General features: G+C 57.9%; 25 protein-coding genes and 1 tRNA gene. 20 read left to right on the top strand and 6 right to left on the bottom strand.

Features of this window, described 5'->3' with window-relative positions; genetic code table 11:
• Positions 1-63: 63 nt before the first annotated feature.
• Positions 64-2,004: a bifunctional diguanylate cyclase/phosphodiesterase gene (locus I6L40_RS14420; protein ID WP_071910600.1), complete on the bottom strand. Its 1,941-nt coding sequence runs from the start codon at positions 2,002-2,004 to the stop codon at positions 64-66.
• An 855-nt stretch (positions 2,005-2,859) separates the two neighbouring features.
• On the opposite strand from I6L40_RS14420, the gene I6L40_RS14425 reads away from it, so the two are divergent.
• The 3 genes from I6L40_RS14425 to I6L40_RS14435 are packed head-to-tail and all read left to right on the top strand — an operon-like array spanning position 2,860 to position 5,316.
• Positions 2,860-3,798 (top strand): LysR family transcriptional regulator, encoded by a 939-nt coding sequence (locus I6L40_RS14425; RefSeq protein WP_216994459.1) that lies wholly within the window; start codon positions 2,860-2,862, stop codon positions 3,796-3,798.
• Positions 3,799-3,853: 55 nt separating this feature from the next.
• Complete coding sequence (locus tag I6L40_RS14430) at positions 3,854-4,876, top strand: response regulator (RefSeq protein WP_071910602.1); 1,023 nt, start codon at positions 3,854-3,856, stop codon at positions 4,874-4,876.
• Positions 4,877-4,884: 8 nt separating this feature from the next.
• A complete protein-coding gene (locus I6L40_RS14435; RefSeq protein ID WP_033114543.1) occupies positions 4,885-5,316 on the top strand; it encodes a PAS domain-containing protein in 432 nt (143 codons plus the stop codon).
• Between the two features lie 95 nt (positions 5,317-5,411).
• On the opposite strand, the gene ltaE is transcribed toward I6L40_RS14435, so the two are convergent.
• From ltaE to I6L40_RS14450, 3 genes are all read right to left on the bottom strand, one after another.
• On the bottom strand, positions 5,412-6,431 hold the full coding sequence (ltaE, locus tag I6L40_RS14440) for a low-specificity L-threonine aldolase (RefSeq protein WP_216994460.1): 1,020 nt from the start codon (positions 6,429-6,431) through the stop codon (positions 5,412-5,414).
• A 112-nt stretch (positions 6,432-6,543) separates the two neighbouring features.
• Positions 6,544-7,245, bottom strand: a complete 702-nt coding sequence (locus I6L40_RS14445; RefSeq protein ID WP_071910696.1) for an SDR family oxidoreductase — start codon at positions 7,243-7,245, stop codon at positions 6,544-6,546.
• Positions 7,246-7,332: 87 nt separating this feature from the next.
• Positions 7,333-7,740: a transcriptional regulator gene (locus I6L40_RS14450; RefSeq protein ID WP_071910606.1), complete on the bottom strand. Its 408-nt coding sequence runs from the start codon at positions 7,738-7,740 to the stop codon at positions 7,333-7,335.
• A gap of 124 nt (positions 7,741-7,864) precedes the next feature.
• On the opposite strand from I6L40_RS14450, the gene I6L40_RS14455 reads away from it, so the two are divergent.
• Positions 7,865-8,764 (top strand): aldo/keto reductase family oxidoreductase, encoded by a 900-nt coding sequence (locus tag I6L40_RS14455; protein WP_216994461.1) that lies wholly within the window; start codon positions 7,865-7,867, stop codon positions 8,762-8,764.
• A 71-nt stretch (positions 8,765-8,835) separates the two neighbouring features.
• On the opposite strand, the gene I6L40_RS14460 is transcribed toward I6L40_RS14455, so the two are convergent.
• Positions 8,836-9,084, bottom strand: a complete 249-nt coding sequence (locus I6L40_RS14460; protein WP_033114539.1) for an RNA-binding protein — start codon at positions 9,082-9,084, stop codon at positions 8,836-8,838.
• Between the two features lie 249 nt (positions 9,085-9,333).
• Positions 9,334-9,876, bottom strand: a complete 543-nt coding sequence (locus tag I6L40_RS14465) for a hypothetical protein (RefSeq protein ID WP_071910612.1) — start codon at positions 9,874-9,876, stop codon at positions 9,334-9,336.
• Positions 9,877-9,982: 106 nt separating this feature from the next.
• Here I6L40_RS14465 and I6L40_RS14470 point away from each other — a divergent pair, with 106 nt between their 5' ends.
• The 16 genes from I6L40_RS14470 (at position 9,983) to nuoF (ending at position 23,360) form a co-directional block, all read left to right on the top strand.
• Positions 9,983-10,753, top strand: coding sequence for an amino acid ABC transporter ATP-binding protein (locus I6L40_RS14470; protein WP_216994462.1), 771 nt, complete (start codon positions 9,983-9,985; stop codon positions 10,751-10,753).
• Positions 10,746-11,549 carry an amino acid ABC transporter permease gene (locus tag I6L40_RS14475; protein WP_071910616.1) on the top strand — a complete coding sequence of 268 codons (804 nt, stop codon included), beginning with the start codon at positions 10,746-10,748 and terminating at the stop codon, positions 11,547-11,549. Before I6L40_RS14470 ends, I6L40_RS14475 begins: the two co-directional genes overlap by 8 nt.
• Positions 11,546-12,367 (top strand): transporter substrate-binding domain-containing protein, encoded by an 822-nt coding sequence (locus tag I6L40_RS14480; protein WP_042033528.1) that lies wholly within the window; start codon positions 11,546-11,548, stop codon positions 12,365-12,367. The genes I6L40_RS14475 and I6L40_RS14480 overlap by 4 nt, the downstream gene beginning before the upstream one ends.
• A complete protein-coding gene (locus I6L40_RS14485; RefSeq protein WP_216994463.1) occupies positions 12,367-13,248 on the top strand; it encodes an amino acid ABC transporter permease in 882 nt (293 codons plus the stop codon). The genes I6L40_RS14480 and I6L40_RS14485 overlap by 1 nt, the downstream gene beginning before the upstream one ends.
• Positions 13,242-13,979 carry a penicillin-insensitive murein endopeptidase gene (mepA, locus tag I6L40_RS14490; RefSeq protein WP_043851478.1) on the top strand — a complete coding sequence of 246 codons (738 nt, stop codon included), beginning with the start codon at positions 13,242-13,244 and terminating at the stop codon, positions 13,977-13,979. Before I6L40_RS14485 ends, mepA begins: the two co-directional genes overlap by 7 nt.
• Positions 13,980-14,023: 44 nt before the next feature.
• On the top strand, positions 14,024-14,629 hold the full coding sequence (locus I6L40_RS14495; RefSeq protein ID WP_201908553.1) for a LemA family protein: 606 nt from the start codon (positions 14,024-14,026) through the stop codon (positions 14,627-14,629).
• On the top strand, positions 14,626-15,351 hold the full coding sequence (locus I6L40_RS14500; protein WP_201929610.1) for a YgcG family protein: 726 nt from the start codon (positions 14,626-14,628) through the stop codon (positions 15,349-15,351). The genes I6L40_RS14495 and I6L40_RS14500 overlap by 4 nt, the downstream gene beginning before the upstream one ends.
• Before the next feature lie 21 nt (positions 15,352-15,372).
• Positions 15,373-15,990, top strand: a complete 618-nt coding sequence (locus I6L40_RS14505; protein ID WP_041207438.1) for a TPM domain-containing protein — start codon at positions 15,373-15,375, stop codon at positions 15,988-15,990.
• Positions 15,991-16,135: 145 nt separating this feature from the next.
• Positions 16,136-16,223, top strand: a tRNA-Ser gene (locus I6L40_RS14510).
• 230 nt (positions 16,224-16,453) lie between these two features.
• On the top strand, positions 16,454-17,212 hold the full coding sequence (locus I6L40_RS14515; protein ID WP_033114530.1) for a flagellar motor protein: 759 nt from the start codon (positions 16,454-16,456) through the stop codon (positions 17,210-17,212).
• Positions 17,187-18,065: a flagellar motor protein MotB gene (locus I6L40_RS14520; RefSeq protein WP_033114529.1), complete on the top strand. Its 879-nt coding sequence runs from the start codon at positions 17,187-17,189 to the stop codon at positions 18,063-18,065. Before I6L40_RS14515 ends, I6L40_RS14520 begins: the two co-directional genes overlap by 26 nt.
• 363 nt (positions 18,066-18,428) lie before the next feature.
• On the top strand, positions 18,429-18,833 hold the full coding sequence (locus I6L40_RS14525) for an NADH-quinone oxidoreductase subunit A (RefSeq protein WP_033114528.1): 405 nt from the start codon (positions 18,429-18,431) through the stop codon (positions 18,831-18,833).
• A gap of 29 nt (positions 18,834-18,862) precedes the next feature.
• The gene (locus tag I6L40_RS14530) at positions 18,863-19,537 is read left to right on the top strand and encodes an NADH-quinone oxidoreductase subunit B family protein (protein WP_033114527.1); all 675 of its coding nucleotides are present in this window, start codon (positions 18,863-18,865) and stop codon (positions 19,535-19,537) included.
• 38 nt (positions 19,538-19,575) lie between these two features.
• Positions 19,576-21,345, top strand: a complete 1,770-nt coding sequence (gene nuoC, locus I6L40_RS14535) for an NADH-quinone oxidoreductase subunit C/D (RefSeq protein ID WP_204378237.1) — start codon at positions 19,576-19,578, stop codon at positions 21,343-21,345.
• Positions 21,346-21,435: 90 nt separating this feature from the next.
• Entirely contained in the window at positions 21,436-21,978 is a 543-nt protein-coding gene (nuoE, locus tag I6L40_RS14540) for an NADH-quinone oxidoreductase subunit NuoE (RefSeq protein ID WP_071910629.1), read from the top strand.
• Positions 21,975-23,360, top strand: a complete 1,386-nt coding sequence (nuoF, locus tag I6L40_RS14545; protein ID WP_042033539.1) for an NADH-quinone oxidoreductase subunit NuoF — start codon at positions 21,975-21,977, stop codon at positions 23,358-23,360. Before nuoE ends, nuoF begins: the two co-directional genes overlap by 4 nt.
• Positions 23,361-23,372: the final 12 nt, after the last annotated feature.

A 23,372-nucleotide genomic window follows, 5' to 3' on the forward strand; every position in this document is an offset into this window, starting at 1 on the left:
TGATTAATTAAATCAATATAAAATGCCAAATTGTGGCCTGACGCACATTCGCTATCCTGCCATTCAAATGCTGACCAGTGGATAACGCCCTACCGGACACTCGACCACAAAGCCGCTCTCCTCGACTTGCGCCACTGTCAGCGGCTTGCTGAAGAGATAGCCCTGAAACACATGGCACCCCTGAGTCTGCAGCGCATCAAGCTCATGTGGCTCCTCTACCCCTTCGGCCATGATGCCGAGACCAAGGCTGGTGGCCATGGCGGCTGTCGCCCGGATCACCGGCAGATTGAGCCCGACCACAAAGGAGCGATCCAGCTTGATGGTGTCGATAGGCAGCCGATTGAGGTAGGCCAGTGACGAGTAGCCGGTGCCGAAGTCGTCGATGGCAATATTGATCCCCTGATCGCTCAAGGCATCCAGAATACCGAGACACCCCTTCATATCGAGCATCAATACGGTTTCGGTCAGCTCCAGAGTCAGGAGCGATGCCTCAACGCCATACAGCTCAAGCTGCTGACGCACCTGCACCGGCAACGAGGAAGATAGCTGGAAACCGGAGAGATTCACCGAAACGGGCACTCGCTTGCCAAACTGCTTTTCCCACTGCGCCACCTGAGCCAGCGCGGTGCCAAGCACCCAGCTGCCGATCTCGCGGATCAGCCCCATCTCCTCGGCCAGCGGAATAAACTCGACTGGTGAAACATGACCCAGTATCGGGTTGTACCAGCGCAGCAGCGCTTCGTAGCCAATCAGCGCGCCTTTTGCTGTATCCACCTGCGGCTGGTAACAGAGACTCAGCTCCTGTCGGCCAATTGCCTTGGCCAGGAACTGTTTGAGGTTCAACTTGCGCTGCAGGGTCTGCTGCATGCTGGGAGTAAAACGCTGCCAACGCAGCCGTCCCATCTGCTTGGCCTGATACATGGCCATATCGGCCCGGGTGATCAGGTTGTCACCGTCATCCGCGTCATCGGGATAGATGGCAATACCGATACTGCCGCCAATGGTCACTTCCGGCAGGCCGCTCAATTGCAGTGGGCGCGTCATCTGGGAGAGCATCTGATCAGCAATTTCCTGAGCCCGTTCGCCATGGCTGCCAAGCGGCACCAGCGCGGTAAATTCATCCCCGCCAAGGCGTGCCAGCTCCACGTCTCGTGGGCAAATCTGCTTGAGGCGACCGGCGACCCGCTCCAGCAGGCGATCGCCCGCCTTGTGGCCGTAGTTGTCGTTGACCAGCTTGAAGTTATCCAGATCCATAAAGACCAGCGCGAAACGCTCGCCCAGGCCGCAATAGGCCTCGAGGGATTTCATCAAGCCATAACGGTTGAGCAATCCGGTCAGGGAGTCGTGCCAGGCAAGGTGGCGATGCTCCAGCTCTTCGAGTTTGCGATCGGTGATATCCCGCATGGTGAGCAGGATCCGCGCCCCTTGCTGGATATAACGGAACTGATACTGAAACCAGCGCATCCCCTTGAGGGTTCGACACTCCCCCTCGGTCACCACCTCGTCAAGACGGGACAACTTCTGGTAAAAGCCGCCATCCTTGTTGGCAAAAACCTGGGAGAGCTGGGTGATCCGGTGGCCAAAGCACATCTCGAAGTGGTAATTGCCACTCTCGAACGCCCCTTTGCTGTCAAACAGACAGGCCAGGGTATCGCCAGTCGCCAGAGAAGATTCCTGATAGAGGGTATCCGAGTCGAGCACCGCCTCGGTCATCATCATCAAACGCCCCGCGATCTGCACCCCGGAAAGACGCAGATAAATCTGCTTTTTTATCCCCTTTGGCGAGAGGGTCCACCACTCGTTGTAGCTGCGCCCCAGCTGAAAATCGCCGAGATAGCGCTGCAACAGCAGATCGATGGCGGTTGCCATATCGGCAGAGAAATCCCGCGCACACAACTCGTCGAGGGAGGCAGCCTCCCACACCAAGAGTGCGGCACGGTTTGCCCAGAAAATATGGTGATGCTCGATGTCATACACCCAGATCGGTGTATGCAGCACGTCCATGGTTTTCAGTAACCGTTCATCAAGCGTATTCATCTGGTTAATGTCATTCATGCGGAAGGGTCACTGGCCACCGGAAAACGGATCACGCAAGCTGCCACAGGCAGAATGCAAGATGCAAATATCTCTCGACTCGTATCTCACTAACCTGGTCAAGAGCAGGAAAACCATTTCATATATCGACGACAGAGCTGCATATCTTGAATTACTGGCAATGACGCAATCCGAAGCTCACTCTGTCAAAAAACATTGTCTTCTCGATTTTTATCTTTTTTTCTCAGATAAAACAAGCACTAAGAGTTGCTCACTCGAGACCATACATGTCAATTTTTCAATTCAATACAATATCTTTACTATCAATAAACTAATCAAAAACAATAACTCTCTCTCTACTCTGCGATAAAACTTTCATTAATTAACCAAGCGGATGGTTAAACAGACAAAAAGACGCCAGCATGTGTAAAAATGAAGCAATAACGGCAAAGTGTCGGTTCATAAATTCAGATGATGTTTGAAAAGAGACAAAACTGCGAATATATGATCTGGCTCACATTTTCTTTCGACGGAAAATAGCCGACCAGAGGGAGCGCTCATCCCCTCTGTCACCCACCGGTTGCCGTTTCTGGCAAGAGATAACGGCTATTTTGCAGATCAGCACATCCCTGTATCGCCAATCAGCACCCTGCGAAACTAACCTCTCCTGCCCGTACCAGCAGCCGACCTTCACACTACCTATAAGTGAGTAACAAAATAGTATCAATAGAAATCGAACCCAGATCAATTAAACGCTGAATTACGCTTGCCAACCCTGAATGCTCTTTTTAAGGTGGCCCCCTTGTTACACCAAGAACAGCGTTTATGAAGCACATCGAAGAGTTCTACCTGTTCGTCAAGGTGGTGCAAGAGGGAGGTTTCTCCCACGCCGCAGCCGCACTGGGCATGCCAACAGGCACCATCAGTCGACGCATATCCCAGCTTGAAGAGCACCTGGGATGTTCCCTGCTACACCGCTCGACCCGCAAACTTCGGATGACCGATGAGGGGCTGCGCTACTATGAGCGCCTCTGCACCCCGCTTGGCGAAATCGAACAGGCCACCGGCGAGATCCGGGGCAAAGAGGCCGACATCTCCGGCATTATCCGGATTGCTGCGCCCATCGCCCTCTCCAATACCATCCTGATCGATATGCTGGCCGAGTTCGGGTTGCACTATCCCGCGGTGCAATTCGAGATCTCCCAGACCAACGATCACCAGCACCTGTTCGATAACGACCGGGACCTGGTTTTCTTCAACGGCGAGCTGCCCCAATCCCTGCCCAATGCGCGCTGTCTTGGCCGCATCGAGTACGGGCTCTTTGCCTCGCCACTCTATCTGGCTAAAAAAGGGACACCAGCTCACCCCAATCAGCTGGAAGAGCACGATCTCATCTACTGCTGGCCTCACCAGCACTGGCAACTGACCGACAAAGAGGGGCAGCTTGTCTGCATCAAACGGGGTGCCAAGCTGGCGGTTAACCAGACCCAGGCGGCCGTACGTGCCGCCAGACGCCACCTCGGGATCGTCAATGCCCCGCTCCACTACGTGCATAGCTTCTTGCAGGATGAGCAGCTGCGCCCGGTGCTGCCCGACTGGCAAACCGGCAATCGCCCCTTCTACATGCTCTGCTGCCAGCACCAGTTCGCCCCGTTGCGTGTTAAGATGTTTGCTGAATTTGTTGAAAAATATTCCGCGCGCTATCGCAACAGACAGTGGGACAATCAATTTTCACAAGGTGATACCCTCACCCATTGCATCTGACCGTTAGCGGGCCACACTTAATAGCACTCCTTGCCAACAGAGCCTGCCTAACGCCATGAATGTATTGATCTGTGATGACTCCGGGTTCGCCCGCAAACAGTTGGCGCGGGCCCTCCCCGCCGACTGGAAAGTCGACTTGCACTATGCAGCCAATGGTCTTGAAGGGATCGAGCAGGTGCTGATGGGCCATGGTGACCTGATCTTTCTCGACCTCACCATGCCGGAAATGGATGGTTATGGCGTGCTGGAGACCCTCCAGCGGGAAGGGCTGCGCAACAAGGTCATCGTCGTCTCCGGCGACATCCAGCCAGAGGCCTATCAACGGGTGATGGGGCTGGGCGCACTCGATTTCATCAAGAAACCCGCGGCCCCCGAAACCCTGCTTGCCCTGCTCAAACAGCACGGTTTCTGGAGCGCAGAGCCAAGCAACACGGCCACAACGGCTGCGGCGCCAACCGGTGGCGTGGTCGCCGATGCAGGCGTCAAGATCACTCCGGAGATCCGCGACGTCTATCAGGAGCTGGCCAACGTCTCCATGGGCCAGGCCGCGGACCTGCTGGCCCGGCTGCTCAACGCCTTCGTGGTATTGCCGATCCCCAACGTCAACGTGCTGGAAGTATCAGAGTTGCATATGGCCCTCTCTGCCGCAGCCGACTCGGATACTCTCTCCGCCGTCTGTCAGGGCTTTATCGGAGCGGGGATCGCCGGCGAAGCGCTGATCCTGTTCCATGACTCCAGCTTCAAAGATTTGGCCAAGCTGATGAACCATCAGGGAATGCTGGATCGCACTGCTGAGCTGGAGCTGCTGATGGATACCGCCAACGTGCTGATCGGTGCCTTCCTGCGCGGCTACGCCAACCAGCTCGACACCCCCTTCAGTCAGGGCCATCCGGTGGTTCTCGGCCAGCACAGGCCCATCAACGAGCTCATCAACACCAACAAGAGTCGCTGGCGCCGCACGCTCGCTATCGAGATCAACTACCGGATCCAGGATTACGCAGTACAGTGTGACCTGCTGCTGCTGTTTACCGAAGATTCCATCGCCACCATGAACAACAAAATCATGCACATGCTCTAGGAGTGACTATGGAGATCCGCGAATTTCACTGGTTGATGAACATAGTCCAGAACCTGGACGTCGGACTGGTGGTGCTCGACAAGGAGTACAAGGTTCAGGTGTGGAACGGCTTTATGGAGAGCCACAGCGGACGGCTGGCTGGCGAAGTCCGCGATGGCGTGCTGTTCGACCTATTCCCCGATGTGGATCGGGCCTGGTTCGAGCGCAAGGCCAATATGGTGTTCAAGCTGAACAACCGCGCCTTCAGCACCTGGGAACAGAAACCCTATCTGCTGCGCTTCTCCAACTACCGCCCCATCACCGGCTCGGCCCCCCATATGTTCCAGAATCTGACTCTGGTGCCACTCGCCGATTTCGGTGGTCAGGTGACCCACATCGCGGTGATGATCTACGATGCCACTGATGAAGCCATGCTGATGAGCGGCCAGCGGCAGGCTTGAGCGTGCGACTAACAAAACAGGGCGCCGTGGCGCCCTGTTTTATTTCGATATAAACAAGTCTCGCTATAAACGAGAGCCTGTATCACCAAGCGCTATTAACGTGCCCCGAGATACTCGGTAAAGGCGTCGATAACCTCTTCGATATCGTCGTCATTGATCTGCAGATGGGTCACCAGCCGCAGCTCGCCATAACCGGAGAAGAGAATGCCCCGCTCCTTCATAAAAGCGAGCAGCTGTGCCGGCTCCCCTTTGGCAAGGCGCAGAAATACCATGTTGCTCTGTACCAGCGAGAGATCGAGCTCGATGCCCGGCAGCGCAACCAACCCTTCGGCCAACCGTTTAGCTCGGCGATGATCATCGGCCAGGCGCGCAACATGTTGCTCGAGGGCAAACAGGCCTGCTTGTGCCAGCATCCCCGCCTGACGCATGCCACCACCTACCATTTTGCGCAGACGACGCGCCCGGGCGATAAAGTCACGATCACCGACCAGCAGAGATCCCACCGGCGCACCCAGCCCCTTGGAAAGACAAATCGAGATGCTGTCAAACGGCGCGGCAATAACCTCCGCCGGGGTATCGCTGGCAACGGCTGCATTGAACAGCCGGGCCCCGTCGAGATGCAGTTTCAGACCATGCTTGGCAACGAAGGCTCCCATCTCTTGCAGGTAGGAGAGTGGCAGCACCTTGCCGTTATGGGTGTTCTCAAGACAGATAAGGCGAGTCTGGACAAAATGTGCATCGTCTGGCGCCAGTGCAGCCTTGATGTCGTCGAAGGCCAGGGTGCCATCACGTTGCATGGGCAGCGGTTGCAGCGCCACAGAGCCGAGCACCGCACTCCCCTGCGCTTCAAACCGGTAGATATGGGCGCCAGCACCAAGAATGGCGCCTTCACCGCGCTGGCAATGGCTCATGACCGCCAGCAGATTGGACATGGTTCCCGATGGCACAAACAGAGCAGCCTGCTTGCCAAGCAACTTGGCCCCATATGCTTCCAGCGCATTGACGCTCGGATCTTCGCCGTAAACATCGTCACCGACTTCGGCATGGAGCATGGCCTGACGCATGGCATCAGTCGGCTGGGTAACCGTATCACTTCGTAAATCGATATAGCGCATGAGATCCCTCCTGAAACAGGAGAGTGACGTTAGCCATGGCCCCCCTGTTTGGCAAGGGGAGAGGCCGGATTATGTGAGGTAAACGGGGGCACAGATAGCCATGCAACTCCCTTTACCAGGGGAGTTGCTGACCATTGAGATCCAGTAGCTGACCCGATTGAGACAAAGACAGGCCATCGATCAGGTTGAGCAGCTTGCTCGCCACCTTGGCAGGATCCTGCAGCTGGTCTGCAGGCAGTTCAGCCAGAAAGGGAGCATTCATCGGAGAGTCCATCAAGCCGGGCGCGACCGCAATCACCCCCGCCTGTGCAAAACGCTCCGCCCACTCAAGTGCAAGGGTCTTCACCCCCATATCGAGCGCCGCCTTGCTCATCCGATAGCTGTAGCGCCCCCCTGACTCGTTGGCACTGATAGAGCCCGCCAGATCCGAGATAGCACAGAGCCAGACCTTGTGATCATCCTTCATCATCCGGCTCAGACGCGCCGCCAAAGCCAGCGTCGGCCAGGCATTGGCCAGCAGGCTGTCACACAACCACTTGGGCACTACCTCCTCCACCCGTCGCTCCGGCATGGAGCGGGCATCATGGAGCAGTCCTATGGTGTTGATGACGACGGAGGGGAGCGGATCCACATCATAGGTTGTAAACAGCGCATCAAACGAGATGACGTCAACCTCCTGCAGCGGGAAAAAGGATCCGACAGGAAGCCCTTTTGGATAGTCGCGCCCAGCCAGCAGAAAAGTCTCATCCCTTGCCATCAGCTCTCTTGCCAGCGCCGAGCCAAGCGCACCGCTTCCGAGGATCAGATAACTCATCGCCATTCCCTGGTTCATGAATTTGTTTAGAGCGTATCAGAATAATCGCGGCCCGTGACCCGGCCTGAACACCGCTCGTTAACCCACCTAAGCTTCTCCGATGTGCCGACCAAACTCGCGGGCCAGCGCCAGATCGAGAAACCCGTCCCCCTTTTTATGGGTGCGCAAAAACTGGTAGTAGGCGAGCAGGATCACCAGCGCCTCCTCATCCGGCAGCACGACCTCGGGTTGCTGCTCCTGGAGCAGTTGCTGCGCCGCCCCGAGCGCCTCTCTATCCACAACCTCAGCCTGTCGATAGAGATAACCGCAGCCGGTTGCCAGCCATTCGAGCGAACAGTTGGCCCCCATCGCAATCTGGTTGGCCCGCGCCAACCCGGGCTCGGCCCCTTTCAGGTATTTGCGGATCAGCGCCTCGCTCAATCCTACCTTGCGGGCAAAGGCGCTAATACTCCCCTCTCCGATGAGACTCTGCAGCCGCTCGGCAAACCCATCCATCTATCACTCTCCAATCAGAACTAAAGTACGAACCGTGCCAACCCACATTATTGCTTTGCCAGCGACATGGGGCCAAGATGCCGGCAGTCGCAATTTATCTTTCTGACCTTTCAAGGAGTCAACCATGTCTGTATCCCGCGTCAGTCTGCATCCGCAAGGCCCCACCTTCTCCCGCATCATCATGGGGTACTGGCGCCTGATGGAGTGGCATCTCACCCCGGCAGCCCTGCTCGATCTGATGAAATACCATCTGGATCTGGGAGTTACCACTGTCGATCACGCCGACATCTACGGTGGCTACCAGTGCGAGGAGGCCTTTGGCAACGCTCTGCGTCTTGAGCCTTCCCTGCGCGACCGGATGGAGATCGTCACCAAGTGCGGTATCGCCCTCACCGCCAAACCGCAGCACGCTCTCAACCACTACAACACCGGCAAGGCCCATATCATCGCCAGTGCCGACGCCTCGCTGCACAAGCTCGGCACCGACTATCTGGATCTGCTGCTGATCCACCGTCCGGATCCCCTGATGAACGCCGATGAGGTCGCCGATGCCTTCATCACCCTGAAGCAGGCTGGCAAGATCAAGCATGCTGGGGTCTCCAACTTCACCGCGCGCCAGTTTGAACTGCTGCAATCCCGCCTCCCCTTCCCGCTGGTAACCAACCAGCTGGAGATCTCCCCGCTGCATCAGGAGGGGACGCTCGATGGCACTCTGGACCAATGCCAACAGCTCAATATCAAACCGATGGCATGGTCATGCCTGGGTGGTGGCCGGCTGTTCAACGATCACGCTTGCGAGCCGCTGCGGGCTGAGCTTGAGCGGATCCGCACTGAAGTGGGGGCCCAGACCATCGAACAGGTGGTCTATGCCTGGGTCATGATGCTGCCAAGCCAGCCGCTGCCGCTCATCGGTTCAGGTAAGCGGGAACGGATTGCTGCCGCCGTTGCATCGGAGTCCATCAAACTTGATCGTCAACAGTGGTTCCGCATCCGCAAGGCTGCGCTCGGTTACGACGTCCCCTGATCCGGGCGAAAACCACCGGAAACAAAAACGGCATGGGGATAACCCATGCCGTTTGGCATTACTGAGGCACCTTAGCGATGGCGCTGCTGAGGGCGGCCACGGGGGGCATCTGTCTTCGGTTTGGCCTGGTTGACCGTTACGGTGCGCCCACCAACTTCAGTGCCATGCAGGCCCGCAATCGCCTTTTCAGCGTCAGCGTTGGCCGGCATTTCAATGAAACCAAACCCCTTTGACTGGCCTGTATCGCGGTCGATGATGATATCAACCTTGTCGACCTGTCCAAACTGGCTGAACAGAGTTTTCAGTTCGTCGGCCGTCATGCGGTACGACAGATTACCTACGTAAATCTTCATGCCATCCACTCTCGATTCAAGGTGCCTTCTCTATGCAATCACCAGCATAACGGTAAGGGCACAACCCCTATGCCAGCCCTGCCATGGCTTCATGCCGTGGCTCTCTCCACACTGTTGTCAAGTGATTGATCTCTTGGGTGAACAGTGCAGACAAGATCAATTCGAGTCACTGGCAGTATCCGAGCTTTACCGGGAATTGTCGAGAAAATAGTCTGTTCAGGCTGACTGCAACGCCGCCAGCTGCCGCAGCAGAGCGCGGCGGCCATGCCAGGCCCGTTTAAACCCGAAGCGATAGACAGAGGGGCTGACCAGATGCAGCTCACCTGCCTTGAGATCCAGCAGAGCCATGGCAGCGGCAAGTTCAGGCTCGCTCAACTGCAGATCCAGACTGAAATCGAGCCACTGGCCATCGTGGCCTACCCGCCGCTCCTGCTCGAGAGCAACCAGCTGGCTGCGCGGTACCGCCAACGCCTCGTTCTTGTTGCCATTGAGCAGATAGATGTGAGCGTCATCCCAGCCAAGCTCTGCCAGCCGCCACGGTTGCCAGCTGCGCGGCAGGGCCACCATCAGCGCTATGATGCCGCCAAAGAGGGTACCGACCCAGTTGAGCAGCGCCATCCCCTCCCGACCATCCCATAAGGAGACCGCCACCACGCTCCAGCTCACCAGCAACAGCAGAAAAATGACGCAGCGATAGCGGACTGCCGGCGGCATCAGCAGTTGTACCTGCTTGTTGGCCAGCAAGGATGTAATAGGCATGAAAAGCTCCTGTCATCACGAAATGGCGCCATTGTGAATAGCCCTAGCGCGGCTGACAAGGGGCTTTTCTTTGTCATCCTCCTATAAAATCAATACCATGGCGTAAATGATTCTCAGTGGAACCTGCTCCTTGCTCAGCTCGCAACCCTGCGTACGCTTTTGTGGCGTCAACAAATTCTACGGCGACTTTCAAGCTCTCAATCAGATTGACCTCACCATAGAGCGGGGAGAGAAGTGGGTGATCTGCGGCCCTTCGGGCTCCGGCAAATCGACCCTGATCCGCACTATAAACGGGCTGGAGGGGATCGATAGCGGCCAGCTATCCCTCTTTGGCGAACCGGTAAGCCCCGCCTATGTCCGCAGCCTCAAGGGGCGGGTCGGCATGGCATTTCAGCAATTCAACCTCTTTCCCCATATGACTGTGCTGGAAAACCTGATGGTGGCACCGGTGCATACCCTGGGATTGTCGCCACAAGCGGCGCGGGATCGCGCTCTCGGCTTGCTCGAGCGGGTACGCATTCAGGCACAGGCTGACAAATACCCCCACCAGCTCTCCGGCGGTCAGCAGCAACGGGTCGCCATCGCCCGCTCTCTCTGCATGCAGCCTGAGTTGATGCTGTTCGATGAGCCCACTTCGGCCCTCGATCCCGAGATGATCCGCGAAGTGCTGGATGTGATCCGCGAACTCGCGGACGAGGGCATGACCCTGATCTGCGTCACCCACGAGATGGGCTTTGCCCGTCAGGTGGCCGATCGGGTCATCTTTATGGACGAGGGGCGGATCATCGAATCGGCTCCACCCGCCCAGCTGTTTGGCAACCCGACCCAGCCGCGAACCAGAGCCTTTCTGGAGCAGGTACTCAGCTACCATGACTAACGCAAAACCCGTGCGGCTGCTCGGCTGGCTCTGTGGCACTCTTGTGCTCTCTCTACTGCTCGGCTGGAGCATATATAGCGGTGCGCAAGCGATGGGATATGAGTGGCAGTGGCCACGCGTATTGCCTTTTTTAGGCGAATGGGATGAAGGAACCTTTTATGCCGGTCCCCTGCTAAACGGCTTGCTGGTGACCTTGCAGGTCGCTCTGCTCAGTTTGCTCGGTACGCTGGTGGTCGGGATCTTCGTGGTGAGTCTTCGTCTGCTCCCTTCCCGCCTTGGGCCACTGATTGCCATCGCCTATTTGGTTTTGGTGCGAACCACGCCACAGCTGGTGCAACTCTATATTCTCTACTTCCTGCTCGGCCCCATGCTGGGGCTGGCGCCACTGACCTGCGCCGTGCTGAGCCTCTCTCTCTATCAGGGTGCCTTCACCGCCGAAGTGCTGCGGGCGGGGCTCAAGGCGATCCCCCAAGGCCAGTGGGAGGCAGCGCGTACCCTCGGCCTGTCGCGGGCCATTACCCTGCGCAAGGTGATCCTGCCGCAGCTGGTGCGCATCACGCTGCCGCCCCTCACCAACGAGCTGGTATCGCTGATCAAACATTCGGCATTGGTCAGCGTTATCGCCATCTTCGATCTGACCAACGAAGGGCGTACTCTGGTGGCCGATACATTTCTGACTTTCGAGGTATGGTTCACCGTGGCCGCCCTCTATTTGCTGTTAACGCTGACCCTCTCCGGTTGTGCCCGGCTGCTCGCCCGGCATCTGGATCCGGAACAACAAGGACGCCAATCATGACGATTTCCATCAAAACCGCGCTATCGGGTGCCGCCCTGCTGCTGGCGACCCTCTTGACACCGGCACATGCAGACACGGCCCCTTCCGCTACCCAGGCCCGGATCGAGCAGAGCGGCACCCTGCGGGTCGGCATGTCCACCTTCGCCCCTTGGGCGATGCGAGACAAGCAAGGTGCGCTGATCGGCTTTGAGATCGATGTCGCCCGGCGCCTCGCCACCGATCTCGGCTGGCAAGTGGAGTTTGTACCCACCGCCTGGGATGGCATCATCCCCTCCCTGCTGGCGAAAAAGTACGACGTCATCATCGGTGGCCTCACCATCACCCCGGAACGGGAGAAGAGCGTGCGCTTCACTCACCCCTATTCCCACTCGGGCGTCCAGCTGGCCGCCTCCAGCACGCTGGCCAAAGAGAAGAAAACCATTGCTGACTTCAACCAGCGCGGGGTGATCCTGGCGGTACGCCGGGGCGCATCGCCAGTACAGGTGGCCAAGGCCAACTTCCCCAAGGCAACCCTGCGCCAGTTTGACGATGAATCTCAGGTATTTCAGGAAGTGTTGAACGGTCGCGCCCACGGAGCTCTCTCCTCCTCGCCAAAACCGGAGCAGGAGACGCTGCGCCACCCCGATGCCCTGTTCATGCCCTTTGCCAAGCAGCTGGCTCAGGGCGATGAGGGGTTTGCCCTGCGCAAGGGGGATGACGCGCTGGCCGAACAGTTCAACGAGTGGATCGCCGCCCGTCAGGCCGATGGCTGGCTCAAGGCCCGTCACGACTACTGGTTCAAGTCGCTGGCATGGGAATCACAGGTCGCCAACCCCTGATGCAACGCTTGATAAGCCGAACTATCAAACGATTCAGCTGGCTGGACGGAGTCATAGTGCTACTGCTGGCACTGGCGGGACTCTGGCTGGCCAGCCGTATCCATATAGGGGTCGCCTATGAGTGGCACTGGCACGATGCCTTCGCGCTGCTCTTTACGCGTGGCCCCCATGGCGAGATGCCCTACTTTTTCAGCGGTCTGCTTACTACCCTGCGTATCGCGCTGCTTGGCATGGTGCTGGCGCTGCTGCTCGGCACTGCGCTGGGCGTGGCGGCGTTCAGTCGTCGCCCGTTTCTGGTGCTGCCAGCCACCCTCTTTATCCAGCTCATCCGCAATCTGCCGCCGCTGGTCTTTATCTTCATCTTCTACTTCTTTATCGCAAACCAACTGTTGCCTGCGAGTGGTCTCTCAAGCTGGCTCGGCAACATCTCTATTGCCCCTTGGCTGGAAGTGCTGTTTGGCCCGCCGGCTCGCTGGGAGAACCTCATCTCCGGTACCCTCTGCGTCGGCATGATCAGCGCGGCCTTCGTTGCCGAGATCGTCCGCGCCGGTCTTGCCGCCATCCCCCAAGGACAGTGGGAAGCGGCCCACAGCCTCGGGTTATCCCCCTGGGTGCGGTTGCGCCATGTGATCCTGCCGCAGGCGATGCTGTTGATGTTGCCTCCCCTCACCGGCCAGCTCATCGCACTGGTGAAAGATACGGCCATTGTGTCGCTTATCTCGGTGCAGGAGCTCACCTTCGTCGGTACCGAGATGGCCAACTCGAGCGGGCTGGTTTACGAGATCTGGCTGCTGGTGGCGGCTGCCTATTTGTTGATATGTTTGAGTCTGTTTATTCTGCTCAGCCGACTCGAAGCAAGACAAGGAGCACGTAAATGCTGACGTCCCTGTTACTGGCTACTGTGTTGCAAGCCGAAGCGATCGGCGGATACACCGCAGGCTGCCTCAAAAACGGAATGGCACTGCCGCTGGAGGGCCCTGGCTATCAGGTGATCCGCACCAAGCGGCTACGTTACTACGGCCATCCCGATCTCATCCACTATCTGCAGACACTAGCCAACCAGACCCGGATGGCCGGATTGCCGGATCTCTACATCGCCGATCTGGCGATGGCCCATGGTGGCCCCTTTACCACCGGCCATCGCAGCCACCAGACCGGCCTTGATGCCGATATCTGGTTTCGCATGGCCAACCGCCCCATCAGCAAATGGGAGCAGGATGCCCCCAAGGAGTGGGCGCTCATCGACGAGCCCAGCTACAAGATGCTGCCGGGCCGCTTCGGGCCGCAACAGCTCACCCTGTTGCGGCTGGCGGCCAGCAAACCCGAGGTGGCCCGCATCTTTGTCAATCCGGTGATCAAGTCGGCAGTCTGCCAGCAGGCTGGTGATGAAGCCTGGGTTGCCAAGCTTCGCCCCTGGGTTGGCCACTTCAGCCATTTTCACGTGCGGCTGCGCTGCCCGGCGGGCAGTCCTGATTGCGAGCAGCAAGCGCCTATTCCCCCCGGCAACGGCTGCGGAGCCGAGCTGGCCTCCTGGCTGAAAGACAAACCGCAGCTGCCCAAGGTGTCCAGTATCAACAAGATGCCTGTGCTGCCCGCGCGTTGTCGCAACTGACCCCAAGCTGTTATGGTGGTTCCCTGTTTCGCAAGCCATTAATGATGGAGAACGACAAGATGGCCATATCAATCTGGCGCAAAACCACGCAGAGCCTGCTGACTCTGACCCTGCTGCTGGGCCTGACCGGCTGCGGCATGAACAACATCCCGACGCTGGATGAGCAGGTCAAAGCCACGTGGGGACAGGTTGAAAACCAGTACCAGCGCCGGGCAGATCTCATCCCCAATCTGGTCGCAACCGTAAAAGGCTATGCCAGCCATGAACAGGAGACCCTGAAGGCGGTCACCGATGCCCGCGCCCGGGTTGGCAGCCTGCAGGTGAGCGACCCGGCCCAGCTCAAGGAGTTTGAAGCGGCGCAGAATCAGCTCACCAGCGCCCTCTCCCGCCTGATGGTGGTAGTGGAACGTTATCCGGAGCTCAAGGCGGATCAACAGTTCCTCACCCTGCAGGCCCAGCTGGAAGGGACTGAGAACCGTATCGCCGTAGCCCGCCGCGACTATATCGAGGCGGTGCGCCAGTTCAACACCGAGATCCGCACCTTCCCCGGAGTGATCTGGCACAAGATGCTCTACTCAGATCTGGAGGCAAAACCCAGCTTCAGTGCCAAACCCGGAGCGGATGAAGCGCCCAAGGTGAGCTTCCAATGAACATGATGCTGCGCTGGTTGCTTCCCTGTCTGCTGCTCTGGGCCAGTGCCCTGCAAGCAGCACCGGACTTCCCGACGCTGAGCGGGCGGGTCGTGGATGAAGCCAGTCTGATGTCCCGCAAACAGGCCCACCAGCTGACCCAGCAGCTGGCCGCTTTTGAAAAGCGCAGCGGCATCCAGTTGGTGGTGGTCTCCGTCGACAGCTTGCAGGGCGAGACCATCGAAGAGTATGGCTATCAGCTGGGCCGGCACTGGGGGATCGGGCAGAAGGGCAAGGACAACGGCGTCCTGCTGCTCATCGCTCAGGACGAGCGCAAAGTTCGCATCGAAGTGGGCTATGGGCTGGAAGGTGATCTGCCCGATGCCATTGCCGCCAACATCATTCAGACCCGGATCCTGCCTGCGTTCAAACGGGGTGACATGGTGGCCGGGGTCGTTGCCGGCAGTCAGGCCATCATGCAGGCGCTGGGCGGTCAGTATCAGCCGACCGACAACGCCAGCAAGGAGGACAAACTCGGTGGCCCCTGGTTATTCATCCTGATGGTGATTGCGATGATCGTGCTCCATAACCTGCGAGGAGGCGGTGGTGGCCCGGGCGGGCGACGTCGTTCGGCCTACATGGCAGGGGGATTTGGAGCAGGCTCCTTTGGCAACCGCTCTGGCGGTGGCTTCAGCGGCGGTGGCGGCAGTTTTGGAGGCGGTGGTGCCTCCGGTGGTTGGTAACAGGGATTAAGAGACGACAACATGATTTCCAAACAGTTTTATCACACGCTTCAGGCCAGGGTCAGACAAGCCGAACAGGCCACGGATGCCGAACTGGTGACCGTGCTGGCCCCGGCCAGCGATGGATATCGCTATATTCCCACCCTCTGGGCCGCCCTGCTGGCCATGCTGACCCCGCTGCTGGTATTCCAGCTCGGCTTCTGGCTCGGCTGGTACGAGATCCTGCTGGTGCAGTGGTCGGTCTGGCTGCTGCTGAGCCTGCTGTTCCACTGGACCCCTATCAAGATGCGGCTGATCCCGAAACAGGTACGCCAGCACAGGGCCGCCCTGATGGCTCGCCTGCAATTTGTCGAGCAGGGGCTACACCGCACCCGCGATCGTCTGGGGGTGCTCATTTTTGTCTCGGCCGCCGAACACTATGTCGAGATCCTGGTGGATGACGGCATTGCCCAGCATATCGACAACAGCCAATGGCAGGAGATCATCAACGACTTCGTGATGCGGGTACGCAACAACGAGATCGAGCAAGGTTTTCTGGAGTGTGTGGAGCGCACCAGCGCCATTCTGACCGACGCCTTCCCTGCAACCCGTGACCAGAACGAGCTGCCGGACAGCCTGATCATCCTCGACAAGCCCTGAATCGGATTAAAAAAACGGCTTTCTGTTCAAGGGTTAGGCACTCGAGAAAGATTATGAAAAATAAGGGGAAAAATGGTTGACCCGCCCAGCCATTTCCCCTAAATTACGCCCCGTTCCAGCGCAACGGCGCAGCGAACGAAAATTTGGTGAGGTGTCCGAGTGGCTGAAGGAGCACGCCTGGAAAGTGTGTATACGGCAACGTATCGAGGGTTCGAATCCCTCCCTCACCGCCAAATTTAGCAAAGCCGACCTCAGGGTCGGCTTTTTGCTTTTCTACTGCTTGCCTGCTCTATCTTCCCTATTATTTATCCTGCACTGCCTGCTTTTTAAGCGCCCTCGGTATCCATGCCATGCAGACTTGGCCAGAGCTCTAATTTATTGCTCGCAGATTGGATATCATTTTGAAAAACTGATACTTAAATAGCTAAACTAGCCATTATCAACATTCAGGGATGTGTAAAAAATGAGCTTAATCGGCTTGGTACTGGCGTTGATCGCCATCTTGGGCGGTAACATGATCGAGGGCGGCCATCCCAGTGCGCTACTCGATCTGCCCGCCTTTCTTATCGTAATCGGCGGTACCATCGGCGCCGCACTGACCCAGTTTCCCTTCTCCGTAGTAGGTAACAGCCTGAAACGATTCAAATGGCTGCTTGCCCCTCTCAAACTCGACATGCTGGAACAGGCCCAGCTGCTCGAAACTCTGGCAGGCAATGCCCGGCGCAGCGGTATGCTGGCGCTTGAGGGGATGATTGAAGAGATTAAGGATCCCTTTTTGAAAAAAGGGGTACAGATGATGGTCGATGGCTACGAGAAGACCAAGATCCACGAGGTGCTGGAGAACGAGATCGAATTTGAACAGGAAGATCTCGAGCAAACCGTCAAATTCTATGAAGCCATGGGGGGCTACTGCCCGACCATGGGGATCGTGGGTGCGGTATTCGGCCTCATCCACGCGATGGGCTTGCTGGATGCTCCGGACAAACTCGGTGGTGCTATAGCGGTAGCCTTTATCGCAACCATCTACGGGGTATCAGCCGCCAACCTCATCTTTTTGCCATTTGGCAACCGCTACAAGGCATTTGCTCACCAGATCCGCCACTACAAGGAGATGACCCTTACCGGCATTCTTTGCATCGTGGATGGCGAGTCTCAAGCCAGACTGCAAGTAACCCTCGAACCCTATCTGGGAGGTCATGGTGGCCAAAAAGAAAAAGGCTGAAGCGCCAGAGAACCACGAACGCTGGCTGGTCTCCTATGCCGACTTCATGACTCTGCTGTTCGCCCTGTTCGTGGTGCTCTACTCCTTTGCAATGGCCAAACAGTCCGAGACCCGGGTGCTGATCCAGGGCTTTATCGAGTCACTGGGTAAAATTGGTCTTGTCTCCCCTCCCGCCGGTTCACCTGTTATGCAGGGGGGGACAGGCATCCTCGAGCCGGAATCCAAGACCACACCGAGCAGCCCGAAGAAAGAGACTGTGCTGGAGAAGGATGCTCCGATGGCGGCATCTGACCCGTTCAACGAGACCATAGGCGCCTCGGAGAAGCCGAGTGCCACCGAATCCTGGCCACACAAGACCAAAGAGCAGGAGTGGGTTCAGGTCACCAAGAAGAAACTTGAGCAGCAACTCAAGGCACAGATTGAATCCAAGGATCTGGAAGTCGAGCAGCTTGGCAGTCAGCTGGTGATCCGCATCGGCGAGAAGGCGCTCTTCCCGGCCGACTCGGCATTTCTGCAGCCCCAGTTTGTACCGCTGGTCAACAAGATATCGGGTATTCTCGCCGATATTCCGGGGGCCATAGTCGTTACCGGCCACACCGATGATTCACAGGCTCCGGTAGAGCTCTACCGCAACAACTGGGAACTGTCAGTGCTGCGCGCCTCAGCTATTGTGCAGACACTACTTGGCAATCCCAAACTGGATGCCAAGCGGGTTATTGCCCAGGGCGTAGCTGATACCCAGCCACGCTATGCCAATGACACCGCCGATCATCGGCAGGCCAACCGCCGGGTCGAGATCACCCTCTCTCAAGGCAAAGCCGCCGAACAGGCTCTTCCCCTGCTCAAACCCTGAGCGATAACACCCTCCGCATAAAACCACCGCCCTGACTTCATACAGGGCGGCGGGTTACTCCTTTCAAAAAGCACAGACATATAGCAACTTATTTGAAATGGTTATTCCAGAGAGAAATGCAGCCTATTTTCTCTGGATAATAATCAACCGTCTAAAGCTCAAATTTCAGACATGTCATCTGATCTGACCAGCGTCAATTACATACATTTTTCTCAATAAAATTGAGCTCCGTAACAAAATTTAATTTCCACTTAACCGATTAATAATTAATCCATAAAAATGACATGTAAATCAGTACTAAAGTGTCATAATGCGTGACATCATTGTTACACCGCATGATTAATTCGGTTAGGGAAAACCTCTATGTTTGCTGATATTGCTGTTCAACATTGGGCTTTTGCCATCTACGTCATTGCAGCTATTTGCCTCTGCCTGGGGATGATCGGCCTTGCTGCCGTGCTGGGTGGCCGTGCTCATGGCCGCACCAAAAACAAACCCTTCGAATCAGGCGTTGACTCGGTCGGCAGTGCCCGGCTGCGTTTCTCTGCCAAGTTCTATCTGGTCGCCATGTTCTTCGTCATCTTCGATGTCGAGGCACTCTACCTGTTCGCCTGGTCCGTTTCCGTTCGCGAAAGCGGCTGGGTCGGTTTCATTGAAGCCACCATTTTCATCGGTCTGCTGTTGATCGGTCTGGTCTACCTCTGGCGCATCGGTGCACTGGAGTGGTCGCCGCGCAAACCGCAGCTGAACAACAAAAACAGTGACTGAATCACAGACCCTTTCCTTGAGGTTGCACCATGAAGTACACCCTTACCCGGATAGACCCGGATGCACCGGTTGAACGCTATCCCCAGGAGCAGAGCCAAACCGTCGATGACCCTCTGATGCAGCAAGCCGAGCGCGGCATCCTGATGGGACGGGTCGAGGAGGTGTTGCAAAATGCCGTCAACTGGGGTCGCAAGAACTCCCTGTGGCCCTACAACTTCGGTATCTCCTGCTGCTACGTGGAGATGTGTACCGCCTTCACCTCACCCCACGATGTGGCCCGCTTCGGGGCTGAAGTTATTCGAGCCTCTCCCCGTCAGGCCGATTTCATGGTGATCGCAGGTACTCCCTTCATCAAGATGGCACCCGTCATCCAGCGCCTCTATGAGCAGTTGCTTGAGCCCAAATGGGTGATCTCGATGGGTGCCTGTGCCAACTCCGGCGGTATGTACGACATCTACTCAGTGGTTCAGGGCGTCGACAAGTTCCTGCCGGTCGATGTTTACATTCCGGGTTGCCCGCCCCGTCCCGAAGCCTTTTTGCAAGCCCTGATGCTGCTGCAAGACTCTATCGGCAAGGAGCGTCGCCCCCTCTCCTGGGTGGTTGGCGATCAGGGGATCTACCGTCCCGAGATGCCGGCCGAGAAGGACCGCAAGCGTGGCGAGCGGATCGATGTGACCAACCTGCGCACGCCGGATGAGATCTGACCATGAAACTGACTCGCGATTTTCCCAGCAATTATGAAATGGCCCAGTGGCAACCCACCGATCATAAGGATGCCAAGGTCATTGGCGAACTGTTCGCCCATTTCGGGGCGCAGCATTTCACCGTGCAGACTACCCGTACCGGCGTGCCTGTCGTCTGGCTTGCCCGGGAGCAGCTGCTCGATGTGATGAGCTTTCTGCGCAAGGTGCCCTCCCCGTTCGTGATGCTCTTCGATCTGAGTGCCACTGACGAACGGCTGCGCACCCACCGCGAAGGTCTGCCGCAAAGCGACTTCACCGTTTTCTATCACCTCATATCCATCGACCGTAACGCCGATGTGATGCTGAAGGTGCCGCTTGCCGAAAGCGATTTACATCTGCCAACCGTCACCGGCCACTTCCCCAATGCCAACTGGTATGAACGGGAAGTATGGGATCTGCTGGGTATCACCTTCGATGGCCACCCCCACCTGACCCGTATCATGATGCCCAAGAGCTGGCAGGGACACCCGCTGCGCAAGGATTACCCCGCGCGCGCCACCGAATTTGATCCCTTCATGCTCGATGCGGCCAAGCAGGACATGGAGCAGGAGAACCTGCTGTTCAAACCGGAAGAGTGGGGTCTGGCACGTGGTAACGAGAACGAGGACTACATGTTCCTCAACCTCGGTCCCAACCACCCCTCGGCTCACGGCGCCTTCCGGCTGGTACTGCAACTCGATGGCGAGGAGATCCGCAACTGTGTGCCCGATATCGGTTACCACCATCGCGGTGCCGAGAAGATGGGCGAGCGCCAATCCTGGCACAGCTACATTCCCTATACCGACCGGGTCGAGTATCTGGGCGGGGTGATGAACAACCTCCCCTACGTGCTGGCGGTCGAGAAGCTGGCCGGCATCAAGGTGCCCCAGCGAGTCGACATGATCCGGGTGATGATGGCGGAGCTGTTCCGCATCCAGAGCCACCTGTTGTTCCTCGGTACCTATATCCAGGACGTGGGGGCCATGACCCCGGTCTTCTTCACCTTTACCGACCGCCAGAAGATATACACCATCATTGAAGCGATCACCGGCGCCCGTATGCATCCGGCCTGGTTCCGCATCGGCGGTGTTGCCCACGACCTGCCCAACGGATGGCAACGTCTGATCCAGGACAACCTGCTGAGCTGGCTACCCAAGCGGCTGATGGATTACGAGAAAGCCGCGATGCGCAACAGCATTCTGCGTGGTCGCACTATCGGGGTCTCCGCCTACACCACCGAACAGGCACTGGCCTGGGGCACTACGGGTGCAGGCTTGCGCGCCACCGGCCTCAACTTCGATGTGCGCAAGTGGCGTCCCTACTCCGGTTACGATCAATTCGACTTCGAAGTGCCGGTCGGCAGCAACGGCGATGCCTATGATCGCGCCACCGTTCGCATCGAGGAGATCCGCCAAAGCCTCTCCATCATTGAGCAGTGCATGAAGAACATGCCGGAGGGCCCGTTCAAAGCGGATCACCCGCTGACCACTCCGCCGCCCAAAGAGCGCACGCTGCAGCACATCGAGACCCTGATCAACCACTTCCTGCAAGTGTCTTGGGGCCCGGTCATGCCGGCAGCCGAGTCGTTCCAGATGATTGAGGCGACCAAGGGGGTCAACAGTTACTACCTGACCAGCGATGGCTCAACCATGAGCTACCGGACCCGGATCCGCACCCCGAGCTTTGCTCACCTGCAACAGATCCCCTCGGTGATCAAAGGCAGCATGGTGTCTGATCTCATCGTCTATCTGGGCAGTATCGATTTTGTTATGTCGGATGTGGACCGTTAACTCATCACGGGTTGCTCGCCAAGGCGAGTGACCCGCAATGACGAGACAACAGGACTCGCAGTAAAAGGACAAGCCACAAAAGGTCAAGTCATGAGCCAGCAATGTCAGTGTCACAATAATCAGACCCCGCAGGGGCAAGGGGCTTGCAGCAGCAAACGGGACGACTTTGTCCTGAGTCAGGCTGAACGCGACGCCATCGAGCATGAGAAACACCATTACGAAGATCCCCGTGCTGCCAGCATCGAAGCGCTCAAGATAGTGCAGCAGGCCCGTGGCTGGGTGCCTGACGGCGCCATTTCAGCGATTGCCACCGAGCTTGGTATTCCCGCCAGCGACGTGGAGGGGGTTGCCACCTTCTATAGCCAGATCTTCCGTCAGCCAGTTGGTCGCCATGTCATCCGCGTTTGCGACAGCATGGTCTGCTACATCAACGGTCACGAAGAGCTGCTGGCTGGCCTCAAGGAGGTGATGAACCTCGCTCCCGGCCAGACCACAGCCGATGGCCGCTTCACCCTGTTGCCGGTCTGCTGCCTTGGCAACTGCGACAAGGGGCCGGCCATCATGATCGATGACGACACCTATGGCGGGCTCGACCCCGTCACCTTGCTGAAAACCCTGGAGGCTTACCCATGAGCCTGCAGCAGAGCAAAATCCTCACCTCCTTTGGCACCGCCAACCGCACCCCGCGTGCGGCCGAGACCCATCCGCTCACCTGGCGGTTGCGTGACGACGGCCAGCCGGTATGGCTGGAGGAGTATCAGGCAAAACAGGGTTATGAAGCGGTGCGCAAAGCACTCGGCCAGATGAGTCCGGACGAGATCGTCAGCACCGTCAAGGATGCCGGTCTCAAGGGGCGTGGTGGCGCGGGCTTCCCCACTGGCGTGAAGTGGGGGCTGATGCCCAAAGACGAGAGCATGAACATCCGCTATCTGCTCTGTAACGCCGACGAGATGGAGCCCAACACTTGGAAAGACCGGCTGCTGATGGAGCAACTGCCCCACCTGCTGATCGAAGGGATGATCATCTCGGCCCGGGCGCTGAAAGCCTATCGCGGTTATATCTTCCTGCGCGGCGAGTATGTCGATGCCGCCATCAACCTGCGTCGTGCGGTAGAAGAGGCAAAAGCCGCCGGTTTGCTTGGCAAGAACATTCTGGGCTCGGGTTTTGACTTCGAGCTGTTTGTTCACACTGGCGCCGGTCGCTACATCTGTGGCGAAGAGACAGCACTGATCAACTCGCTGGAAGGGCGCCGCGCCAACCCGCGCGCCAAACCGCCCTTCCCCGCCGTTTCCGGTGTCTGGGGCAAACCCACCTGCGTCAACAACGTCGAGACCCTCTGCAACGTGCCCGCCATTATCGGCAACGGGGTGGCCTGGTATCACGGGCTGGCGCTGCCGGGCTCTGAAGACCACGGTACCAAGCTGATGGGCTTCTCCGGCAAGGTAAACAACCCTGGGGTGTGGGAGCTGCCGTTTGGCATTACCGCCCGCGAGCTGTTTGAAAACTATGCCGGCGGCATGAAGAGCGGCTATCGCCTGAAAGCCTGGCAACCGGGCGGCGCGGGAACCGGTTTCTTGCTGCCTGAGCACCTCGATGCCCAGATGTACACCGCTGGTATCGGCAAGGTAGGCACCCGGATGGGGACCGGCCTCGCCATGGCGGTGGATGACTCCATCAGCATGGTCTCCCTGCTGCGCAACATGGAGGAGTTCTTCGCCCGCGAGTCATGTGGCTGGTGTACTCCCTGTCGCGATGGCCTGCCCTGGAGCGTCAAGCTGCTGCGCGCGCTTGAACGTGGCGAGGGGCAATCAGGCGATCTGGCTACGCTGGAGCAGCTCTGCAATTTCCTGGGCCCGGGTAAAACCTTCTGCGCCCATGCTCCGGGCGCCGTCGAACCGCTTGCCAGCGCGATCAAGTATTTCCGCTCCGAATTCGAAGCGGGGATCAAGGGCAGCGGCGATAACCGCAAGCCGGTCAAAGGGATCCAGCCCAATCTCTTGGGTGAACGCTGGTAAACGCCAAGCGCA

The organism is Aeromonas sp. FDAARGOS 1410, assembly GCF_019048745.1.
GTDB classification, from domain to species: Bacteria; Pseudomonadota; Gammaproteobacteria; order Enterobacterales; family Aeromonadaceae; genus Aeromonas; species Aeromonas jandaei.